Origin of the sequence: Clostridium sp., from assembly GCF_016650095.1 — a bacterium.
Taxonomy (GTDB): Bacteria; Bacillota; Clostridia; order Clostridiales; family Clostridiaceae; genus Clostridium_AD.
On record NZ_JAENWL010000111.1, the window covers coordinates 1 to 9,579 of the forward strand.

Below are 9,579 nucleotides of genomic sequence, written 5' to 3' on the forward strand. Positions count from 1 at the left end.
ATCCAAAAGGCTTTAAATCCTTCACAGTGTGTCCATAAATATGCAAACCCTGCTACTAAAGCGATTACTGCTATAATAGTTAATCCTATTGGACCCATCATAAATTTTATAGCTGCGCCTAAACCTGCAATAACTGGTGTAGCAGCTGCGGCTCCGCCAGTTGCTGCTGCTATAGCCCCGCTAACTATTGTAAATGCTCCTGCTACTGCACCAACTATTGTCGCTATTCCACTTATTAAAAATGCTAACGGTGCTATTCCAGCTATTAATGCCATTACAATTAATATAGTTTTCTTTGTTCCATCACTTAATCCGGCAAATTTAGTTGCTAATTCCTTGGCTTTTTCTGCTATACTCATTAAAATAGGTGTTAGTGTTGTCATTATCGTTTCACCAAGTTCTCCGCCAGCTACCTTTAACGCATTAAAAGCTGTTTTTGCTTTATCCGTTCCTGATTCTATACCAGCATAAGTATTAGTTACTGCACCCTCACTTTTTTTTAAAGCTTCTATATAATCTTGGACTTCAAAACGCCCACCTTGGATTGCATCTGCAAGATCAGGGCCTGCCTTTTGTCCAAATACATCTATTGCCATACTAGTTGCACTCGCTATGTCAGGGGCTGATTTAATTGCTTCAAGTGTTTTTTCAAACTCTTTTGCGCTATCTTTGCCCTGAGAACCCCAATTACTTATAGCTTTTTTCATACCTGCAAATGCTATTTCTGTATTAACCCCAGCTTTTTCCCATCCGGCAAACATTGCAATACTCGTATCGGTATCAATACCTAACGCCCTCATAGGCGCACCATATTTAGCAAGGTTAGTTGTTAAACTATCCATGCCTATACCACTTTTTTGTGCTGCTACGGTCAATTTATCAAGTACAGAATTGTATTCGCTAGACTTAATGCCTGCATCACCCATAGCGCGTGAAACTAATTTTACCGACGAGTTAACATCCATATCATTTATTCGTGCGAACTTTAAAAAATCCTCACTAGCTTTTTTCAATGTTTCACCAGTAAATTCAAAACGTGTATTAATTTCTCCAACTGCTGCGCCAACTTGGTCCATACTATCAGGTACACTAGATGCTAAATCTTTGTATATCGTTTCTAATTCTTCTGCAGTTTTTCCTGTTGCACCAGTTTTTTTAATTACAATATCCATGCCTTCATCAACCGCGGTAAATGCAGCGACTGCTCCAGTAGCAACTCCACCGATAGCAACTGTAACTGGTGTCATTGCGGTACCTACATTCTTAGCACCTTTTGCTATTTTATCCGACGTTTCGGAAATTCTAGCTAATGTAGAATTACTGTTTGCCGCTGCAGTTTCTAATCTGCCTAATTCTTGCTCGGTGTTTATAACTTCTCTTTGCAAAGCCCTATATTGTTCCTCACTTATCTTGCCCTCTGCGAATTTAGCTTGTGCCTGTTGTTCTGCGATTTTCAATGTTTCTAATTTATCTTTAGTGTTAGTTACGCTCTTAGCTAAAAGCTCTTGTTTTTGTTGTAAAAGCACTGTATTAGTAGGATCTAATTTCAAAGCTTTTTCAACTTGTTTCAATTCTTGTTTTAAATCATAACTAGATTTGTTTACACCTTTTAATGCATTTTGGAGTGGTCCAGTCTCTCCGTTTATTTCTACGGTTATTCCTTTTATATTATTCCCAGCCATCTTATTCCTCCTTTCTTCTTTATTTTTTAAATTGTTCTCTAAGTCTTTTTCTATCTGGAGACGTTTGTTTCATTCTCCAACAATTATCTAAATATTTGTTACCTTCTTCGCTTTGCATATGATTATATATAACCGCATCCCTTAAAAATAGCCAATATTCAAAAACTCCCATACTTTCAAGCCTGTCAAAATCATATCCTGTATATTTACAAACTATTTTTTCCTCAATTGTGTTAACTGTAAAGTGTCCCTCGTCACCATTCCCATCATCATAATAAGGGATTTCTAGTTTTTTGAGATTTTTTCTTTACCTAGCCATTCAAAATAAGATGTTAAAATTGCAGATAACTGATCTAAATCTAATTCATTCATTACTTCATCAGATACTTTTGTTTTATTTTTATTTTTATTCAAAATCATTCTTACAGCTTCACTTAAATCTTCTATAGCATCTTCATCACGTACTTTACTTAAAGATGTTATTTTTTTTAATGCTTTCAATTTTGGTGGTTCAACTTGTAAATTCAATTCAACATCTTCTTCAATTTCTTTATCATCTACGATTTTTTCAATCGTTACATTCAATTTAATATCCCAATATCTTTTATTAACACTATTAATATCAAACATCTGTTTCCTCCTAAAAAGGGGCTTTAAGCCCCATATTTTATACTACTACTGGAATGGTCTCTTCATAAATTATTAGAGTACCTTCAGCATCATTAGGTTCTGCTTTAAATTCTGCATCTACTATTGTTGCTTTATCTTTTGTGAATGCCATTTTAAAGCCTGCTTGATTAGAGCCTACAATTGTAACTCTCACGTCACCATCAATAGGATCAAGGTGTACAAACCTTATAACATATTGCTTGCCATCTTGATTACTTATGCCACCTATTAAAACCGTTCTCTTATCTATTGTTTCAGTTACTCTTGCAGTACTACAAATTTTAGCAAGTGTATTTGCGTTCCAAGTCATTACTCCTGACTTCATTGTTGCTTCTTCTTCTGTCAAAATAGTTTTACTTACAAGACCCAAATCATCCGTTACTGTAACAAATTTAGGTTTATATTCTATTGCTGCACCACCCTCAATTAATCCTAATAAATTTGCATCTACCTCTAAAAGCAAATCTGTTGGGATTGTTTCTGTGAATACATCTGTGTATAATTTCCCACTACCTAATGTAATTTTTTGTTTGTCCATTATTTATACCTCCTAAAATTTTTCTACTAAATTAAAATCGTATACGGACATAAACATCATTTGGGTGTCTATCCATACACGATCTTTTTTAAAATCTATTGCTTTTTCATTTAACAAATTTTCTATTAGCAATTCTGAATCATGGTCAACTTTTAAAGAATATAATTCAATACTAATGCTTCTATCAGCTATGCAATTTAAAAAATCAGCACCGCTTACATCTGGGCTATCCGTAAATATAGCATAAGGTAATGGAGGAGGTTTGATAAAACGTTCTTCTGATACTTTCAGTCCTGTGGTTCCCAACCAAGTTTCAATGTCCAGCATTTTCAATCGCCTCCTTTGATAATTCTTGCATTCTTCTTATTGCTAAATCATTTCCAAAAATTATATGAGGAAAAGCATCTGTTCTCCCTCCTCCTATTTTGGCATGTCCTTTTTCTAATAAATGTGTAAGTCTATACTGTCCATTGGCTACATACCAGGTTTTGCCCTTATTGTATTTACCATCATATACACTTTTAATTCTAAAAGCTTTAACATATTTTCGTGAGTGCTCTGTGAATGTAACATGTGCTTTTATTTCTGCATTAACTTCTTTAGCCACTGTATCAACCGCAACTTTAACCCCTGTTGTAATACTCTCACTATAGTTTTCAAGTTCATTCACTATTGCGTCTGCTAAATTATCAATGCTTACAGTGTTCATATACGTGCCTTGTCAAGTGTCAAGTCCATGCTAAGTGGGTTCGTATCATAAATAGGTTGTGCCATTTTAACCCCATAGATAACACTATTAATTTCAACAAAATCATAATTATCTATATTACCTAGTTGTGGAATCCTGATAACTCTATTAATATCTATTTGCCTAGCAGATGCTTCAAAATATCTTTTAAAACCTAGGACTCTATTATCAAATCCTAGGTTAGTATGTTTATTTGCTACCCTTTTACCATCTTCATCAAGTGTAAAAATGTTGCAAATCCCATCACTAAAAGTTGTAAATTGAATGTTTCCTATTTTTATTTTCATTCTACTACCACATCCGGCTCCAAGTTGACTTGACTATTTATGTGTAGCGCCATTAGTTCACTAGCAAAATTCTTTTCAAACATTTCTAAGGCTTGACTATTAGCGTATCTTACATAGTCAAATAATAACGCTCTAGCATCACTTTCAGTGGTAAAATCAAGAGACACCCCTGCAATAGTTTGCAAGCGTGCCATCCCTCGATTAATCATGCCGGTTAAATTTATTTCAGTGTTAATATCTTCCCATGTTATGTGTAAATATGCCTTTATAGCTTCTAATAATCCTATAGGCATTTAAATCACCTCTCTATTAAACTTGCTCTTTAGTTTTAACAATATTAGTTACTGCAACCTTAAGGTCTGCCGCTACCATTGCGCTTATGTCTGCTAATACAAATGCATTATCATCAAGTGCTTTACCATTACCGTAAAGTTTAGTTAAGTAAACTCTTTGATCTTCTAAAAATTTATTCTCGTCAGAGTATTCGATTTTTCCGCCAGTAGTACCTGCACCAATTCCCATGAAGTATTTTGCGGCTAGTCCAAATATTGCAGTCCCAGCAGTTACTGCGGTACACTGTTCTATTTGTGTTGGGTAAGGTAGCACATTGTAAGAGTAAGTGCCATCTAACGCTCTTACTGTTGTATTAGGATATACTTTTGTAAAGTAATCTAATGGATTTACAAGCATTAATATTTTAGCAACTGGTCTTTGCTTGTTATTAGGTCCAGTTGATAATTTAGCTGCTATAATTCCAAAATTCAAAGGTGAAAGATCACTTACCACTATTGGAGTTTTTAAAGGATATACACCAGCAGTAATAACAACACCATCAGATACATCTCTGTTCATTCCTATAGGCATATTTAAACCAGTACCATTTACAATAGCTTCTTCTATAGCAAGTGCTATTGCTTCACTTAATACTCCTCTTACATAAGCGTCAATCCAAGATGGGCCAACTGCTAACATATCTTTTGATATAGGCATAAATGCGGATAATTTACAAAGAGTTAAGTCAATTTCTCCGATTGCTCCAACTAATTCTTCTGTGATTGCTGTATTAAGTGCGCCCCATACTGCGAGTTGTGCACCTTGCTTATTTACAATCATCTTAGTCAATACAGTTGTATTTGTAAAATTGATTGCAGCGAGTAGAGGATGTGCTTCTTTAATATCAGCAATTACATTATCAATAACAGTTTCAGGATATGCAGTAGTTATTGTTGTAAATGCCTGTCTAGGGTTACTATCTTTCATAGCACCAATTATGCCTTGATAAAATTTATCTTCTACAGCAGTTAACTGATGTACCCCTCTCTTAGCTAAAATGCTAACGTCTGCGGTTTGTTGGTATGTTTTAAATTCATCCATAACATTCTGTTGAACACCTTCAGCAAATTGTGATAACGCCATTGCTATTGCACCCTCATCACCAGACTTCATTGCAGCACCTAAAGAATCTTTTAATGCTTGTTGTTCTAAATCCTTATTTCTAATTGTCATATTATTTTACCTCCGAGTTTTTATTTTTGAAAGCCATCATTAATTTTTCAAAGTTGGTTTTTTGTACTATTAATTCTTCCGGAACTTCTAAAACTGGCTCATGTTGTTCAATTTCAAACTTCATAGCCGTTTTAAATCTTTGTTTAGCTGCTGCAATTGTTTTATCTTCTTGGCCTGTTATTTCATCACACAACCCATACTTTAAGCATTGCTCTGCATTAAGCCAAGTTTGTCCATCAAGTAATATTGTCAAGATTTCTGCTGTTAATTTATCACCAGCCTTTTGAAGATAGCTTGAACAGCTCGCACTATCTATAACTTCAACATCATTTGCAGCCTTTCTAAGTTCTTCGGCATTACCATAACAACCCATTGAAGCATGGTGAATCATCATTAATGTATTTGTACCCATTATTACCTTATCGCCTACCATAGCTATTACACTTGCCACACTACAAGCAAATCCATCAATATATACTGTCTTTTGCGCTGTACTTCTTTTTAAAAGATTATAAATTCCTAAACCTTCTTTAACTTCGCCACCATATGAATTTATATATATATTAATTTGTGTTACATCTTTAGCACTTTCAAGTTGATCTTTAATATAGTTTGCAGAGGTTTCGCTTTCAATAGTTTCTCCAGTCATCCAAGACATACCATCGCTTTCAACGTCATCATATATATATATATCAATACTTCCTGATGTTGCTGCTTGTTTTATTATAAAATTTGTTTTTGCTTTTGCCATTATTTTCACCTCCTCTCACTATTATTTTGTAACTGTAGTTGTTGTAGTTTCATTTCCTAAAGTTTCTATTTTTTGATAGTTTTTAGTAATAAAATGTTGCTTACTATAATCTGTATTCAATGCTACATCACCAGCTTTCACTCTTAATTCGTCAATGCTATATCCGCCACTAGCAATAAGCTTATCAAACGGTTCTGATATGCTGAATAAATCAATATGTTTAATTGTAGTAGTATCAACCCTCATGTAATTGTCTGCAATAAAAGCGACTTTACCATAATCTTTTCTTATGTTTTCTTCACCTATCATATCTGCCAAAGGATCTACGCAAAATGTTAAAAAGTTAGTTGTTGTCGCTCCTATATCTGCTATATCACCTCTTAGCAATGCTGGTGGTATTTTAAAGCCTTGTGCAACTCTTTCAAATATTTCCTTTGTTATCATTGCAATATCTGCAATTTCGCTTGTACTTTTTTTACTGCCTTCTCCACCTTTTTCGTCATATTTATAACCCTTTTCTAGGGGTAATACTGCATTTTCAGCTTCAAAGTATTTTTTAAATCTTGTGTTCATTAAAATATCTAGTTTTTCTTGAAACTTTTTATCACTACTAGCCAAAGCATCAATGTCAAGTATGCCCTTACGTCCACCACTACGATTATATTTACCTATAGACATATTCAATAAGTCATTATATCCACTCACTAGGTTACTTAATAAGGCTCTTATATCCGTATTACCTAATTTATAATAATAAACATCGCTCATATTAAAAGTATCGTAAAAACTTTTAGTCCCTTTTGTTACACTACTAAAGGTGTTTTCTGCTATAGCAAATTCTTCTTGATAGAAACTATCTGCTATTATAAGTTGGTTTCCAATAGGTAATACTAAAACCTCATTCTTAAATAACAATTTAGTAATTAATTCTTGCAGAAACTGTGAAGAATTCTGATTTTTATTAGGTTCTACATTCCATTTATAATAAATATCACCCTTAAATTCAACACCTTTCATATAAGTCTTAAATTCACATTTGCTTATACTACTAGCTATTAAATTAATTGCGGAATGTATTGCAAACAATTCAATGTTTAATTTTTGTTCTGTAGAAATTGCGGTTGCAGTTAAGCTAATAGTTGTTTCTCCTATCCCCAAAAAACTTTTCATCCAATCTATTAAGCTACTCATATGTTTTCATCACCTCCCTTCAGGACATAATAAAAAGCCTTATCGCTAAGACTTATCACCTTTTTAATACGTGTAACAACCAAGGTCCAATTCAACTATGTCTCCACTATCAACTAGATCAATTCCACCAGCTGCCATTGCTGCAATAAATGCCTTAAATCCATCAGTTTTACGGCTCTTAGGTTCAATTTTAGAGTAAGAGATATTATCATGCGGTTCTGATTTCTTACTTGTGTTGTTTGTATACCATCGCATTAGTGGCGAATCGCCATACACTATATTATGATTAGCAAATAAAGAGTTTACAGTAGGCGCTACAAACATTTCACTAGACGGTCTTATGATTTTAATGTTATTAGCGCCACCTTTTTCTACATCAAATCCAACTTCATTTAATGCCCTTTTAAGTACACCGTATCTAAATAAATCCATGCCAAGTGTAGTGATATTGTATTTTTGTCCCATTTCTGCTAGCCATTCAGCAGGTATATTGGGGGTTACTTCTACATCATCAACAAAAGTTAATAATCCTAATTCTTCCCATTCTCTAAGTGGTGCCTTAATTCTCTTTAAGTCGTTACACTTGTTACATATCCATGTATGGCTTAACCAATAATACTTACCTTTATATAAAAATAATAAGCCAGCACATACAAAATCTGTTGTCATTGCAAAATCTAATCCAGCGGTACATGTCATTCCTTCGAGATTCGGTATTTCTTGATTAGTTGCACTTATATTATCCCAGCTTGTAACCTCTACATCTACGTCCCCTTTGGGAATATTCATACGTTTCGTCATAAATGCGGAATTGCTAACTGCATCTTTTTTATAATCCACATATTCTTTAGCTATTTCAATTCTAAGTTCTTCAAGATAATGTAATGATGGATTTGCCTTGTCCCACATTTTGGGGTTATCAACTTCTTTTTCATCATCAAGCCTAGCGATAAATGGAAGTGTTCCGTTATCTTCTTCTGCACCTTTTAGTATATTTAATGCCGTAGCTAACATACTATCGAGAGGACCATCTCTTACATCACCCTGCGTTGTGATTACTGTAGAACGTGGGTTTTTCTTCTTACCTAGTCCAGTTCTAAATACATTTATAATCTTATAATTTTCATAGCAATGTACTTCATCAAAATCTATCTTACCCTCTTTACCGCCATCCTTTGTTTTTGCATTAGAGGTTTTAAATTTTAATTCACTACCAGTTTTAAGATTCTTAATCAGTTCTTTAGTCCAGCTAAAATGGTTTTTAAGTTTCTGTTTATTTTCTTCTAGTACATCATATATTTCTTCAAAAGAAGTTTTAGCCTGATCTTCACTATTAGCACAAATAGATATATTATATTTTTTAACTACGTTATAATCTGATATTAAACAGAAGTCTTCAAAACTTAAATATCCATTTTTACCAGCCCCTCTTCCAACCATTATAAATAAATCGGGCCATCTTAAAATCCCTATTCTTTTATAAGTACAGTTATGAAGTGTAAAACAAAATACCTCCCATTCAAATAATTCAAACGGAAAGTATTTTATGAGACTTAAATATTTTTGTAATATAGTTTCATCAATAAATAAATTTTCTTCTGCAAAACATTTTTCAACATAATCAACTAGTTGGATTTGTTCTTTACACACTTCTATTGTGCCGTTTCTAACTAGATCAATATAATTTTGTATCTCGGGAATTAACTTTTTACATTTCGTCATCAGCATCATCACCTACGACATTATCAATTGTTAGCCCTAACTGTTTTAAAATTGCTAGTTTTTGTTTATTAAATATCAGTGCATTTTTTAATGATTCATTTTCTTTAATTATTATAAATCCACTTGCTGACTTTGCTTTATAAGAACGTCCACGTATTTTAACATCTTCTTGCATACCCTGTTCTTCATTGGAATAAAAAATATAATCATCAATTAAAGCTAAAAAGTAATCTGTATTTGCTTTTTTATTTTCAAGTTGCTTAATTAATGACTCTTTAATTTTAATTGTATTTTTCATATTTTTTAAATTTTCTCCTTTCGCTCAAATTTTTCTCACATGCGCGATATTTCTCTTTTGTCTTATACCCTTACCGTTTCCCAGTATCTCTGACCGCTTTCCAAATTTTTCGACCGGGGGGTAGCTATTACTACCATCTTTCAACGTTCAATTGCTTTTTATATTTAATAGTATGATGTATCTGATA

General features: G+C 33.4%; 13 protein-coding genes. All 13 read right to left on the reverse strand.

Annotation, left to right across the window (positions count from 1 at the left end; all coding sequences use genetic code 11):
- A partial coding sequence (locus JJE11_RS08495) for a phage tail tape measure protein (RefSeq protein WP_291634537.1) occupies positions 1-1,682 on the reverse strand: 1,682 nt, incomplete at its 3' end.
- 19 nt (positions 1,683-1,701) lie between these two features.
- The gene (locus tag JJE11_RS08500) at positions 1,702-1,854 is read right to left on the reverse strand and encodes a hypothetical protein (protein WP_291634539.1); all 153 of its coding nucleotides are present in this window, start codon (positions 1,852-1,854) and stop codon (positions 1,702-1,704) included.
- 113 nt (positions 1,855-1,967) lie between these two features.
- Entirely contained in the window at positions 1,968-2,312 is a 345-nt protein-coding gene (locus tag JJE11_RS08505) for a hypothetical protein (protein ID WP_291634541.1), read from the reverse strand.
- A 37-nt stretch (positions 2,313-2,349) separates the two neighbouring features.
- Complete coding sequence (locus tag JJE11_RS08510) at positions 2,350-2,889, reverse strand: hypothetical protein (protein WP_291634543.1); 540 nt, start codon at positions 2,887-2,889, stop codon at positions 2,350-2,352.
- A gap of 12 nt (positions 2,890-2,901) precedes the next feature.
- On the reverse strand, positions 2,902-3,216 hold the full coding sequence (locus tag JJE11_RS08515; RefSeq protein WP_291634545.1) for a hypothetical protein: 315 nt from the start codon (positions 3,214-3,216) through the stop codon (positions 2,902-2,904).
- Positions 3,203-3,598, reverse strand: coding sequence for a hypothetical protein (locus JJE11_RS08520; protein ID WP_291634547.1), 396 nt, complete (start codon positions 3,596-3,598; stop codon positions 3,203-3,205). Before JJE11_RS08520 ends, JJE11_RS08515 begins: the two co-directional genes overlap by 14 nt.
- Positions 3,595-3,924, reverse strand: coding sequence for a hypothetical protein (locus JJE11_RS08525; protein ID WP_291634549.1), 330 nt, complete (start codon positions 3,922-3,924; stop codon positions 3,595-3,597). The genes JJE11_RS08520 and JJE11_RS08525 overlap by 4 nt, the downstream gene beginning before the upstream one ends.
- The gene (locus JJE11_RS08530) at positions 3,921-4,217 is read right to left on the reverse strand and encodes a hypothetical protein (protein WP_291634551.1); all 297 of its coding nucleotides are present in this window, start codon (positions 4,215-4,217) and stop codon (positions 3,921-3,923) included. The genes JJE11_RS08525 and JJE11_RS08530 overlap by 4 nt, the downstream gene beginning before the upstream one ends.
- A 16-nt stretch (positions 4,218-4,233) precedes the next feature.
- Positions 4,234-5,430, reverse strand: coding sequence for a phage major capsid protein (locus JJE11_RS08535; RefSeq protein WP_291634553.1), 1,197 nt, complete (start codon positions 5,428-5,430; stop codon positions 4,234-4,236).
- A 1-nt stretch (position 5,431) separates the two neighbouring features.
- Complete coding sequence (locus tag JJE11_RS08540) at positions 5,432-6,181, reverse strand: head maturation protease, ClpP-related (RefSeq protein ID WP_291634555.1); 750 nt, start codon at positions 6,179-6,181, stop codon at positions 5,432-5,434.
- 21 nt (positions 6,182-6,202) lie between these two features.
- The gene (locus JJE11_RS08545) at positions 6,203-7,372 is read right to left on the reverse strand and encodes a phage portal protein (RefSeq protein WP_291634557.1); all 1,170 of its coding nucleotides are present in this window, start codon (positions 7,370-7,372) and stop codon (positions 6,203-6,205) included.
- A gap of 63 nt (positions 7,373-7,435) precedes the next feature.
- Positions 7,436-9,094 (reverse strand): terminase TerL endonuclease subunit, encoded by a 1,659-nt coding sequence (locus JJE11_RS08550; protein ID WP_291634559.1) that lies wholly within the window; start codon positions 9,092-9,094, stop codon positions 7,436-7,438.
- Positions 9,081-9,392: a hypothetical protein gene (locus JJE11_RS08555; RefSeq protein ID WP_291634561.1), complete on the reverse strand. Its 312-nt coding sequence runs from the start codon at positions 9,390-9,392 to the stop codon at positions 9,081-9,083. The genes JJE11_RS08550 and JJE11_RS08555 overlap by 14 nt, the downstream gene beginning before the upstream one ends.
- Between the last annotated feature and the right edge of the window lie 187 nt (positions 9,393-9,579).

Coding starts and splice junctions, on each gene's coding strand:
- JJE11_RS08500 (WP_291634539.1), bottom strand. CDS start 1,854: ATGGGAGTTTTTGAATATTGGCTATTTTTAAGGGATGCGGTTATATAT.
- JJE11_RS08505 (WP_291634541.1), bottom strand. CDS start 2,312: ATGTTTGATATTAATAGTGTTAATAAAAGATATTGGGATATTAAATTG.
- JJE11_RS08510 (WP_291634543.1), bottom strand. CDS start 2,889: ATGGACAAACAAAAAATTACATTAGGTAGTGGGAAATTATACACAGAT.
- JJE11_RS08515 (WP_291634545.1), bottom strand. CDS start 3,216: ATGCTGGACATTGAAACTTGGTTGGGAACCACAGGACTGAAAGTATCA.
- JJE11_RS08520 (WP_291634547.1), bottom strand. CDS start 3,598: ATGAACACTGTAAGCATTGATAATTTAGCAGACGCAATAGTGAATGAA.
- JJE11_RS08525 (WP_291634549.1), bottom strand. CDS start 3,924: ATGAAAATAAAAATAGGAAACATTCAATTTACAACTTTTAGTGATGGG.
- JJE11_RS08530 (WP_291634551.1), bottom strand. CDS start 4,217: ATGCCTATAGGATTATTAGAAGCTATAAAGGCATATTTACACATAACA.
- JJE11_RS08535 (WP_291634553.1), bottom strand. CDS start 5,430: ATGACAATTAGAAATAAGGATTTAGAACAACAAGCATTAAAAGATTCT.
- JJE11_RS08540 (WP_291634555.1), bottom strand. CDS start 6,181: ATGGCAAAAGCAAAAACAAATTTTATAATAAAACAAGCAGCAACATCA.
- JJE11_RS08545 (WP_291634557.1), bottom strand. CDS start 7,372: ATGAGTAGCTTAATAGATTGGATGAAAAGTTTTTTGGGGATAGGAGAA.
- JJE11_RS08550 (WP_291634559.1), bottom strand. CDS start 9,094: ATGACGAAATGTAAAAAGTTAATTCCCGAGATACAAAATTATATTGAT.
- JJE11_RS08555 (WP_291634561.1), bottom strand. CDS start 9,392: ATGAAAAATACAATTAAAATTAAAGAGTCATTAATTAAGCAACTTGAA.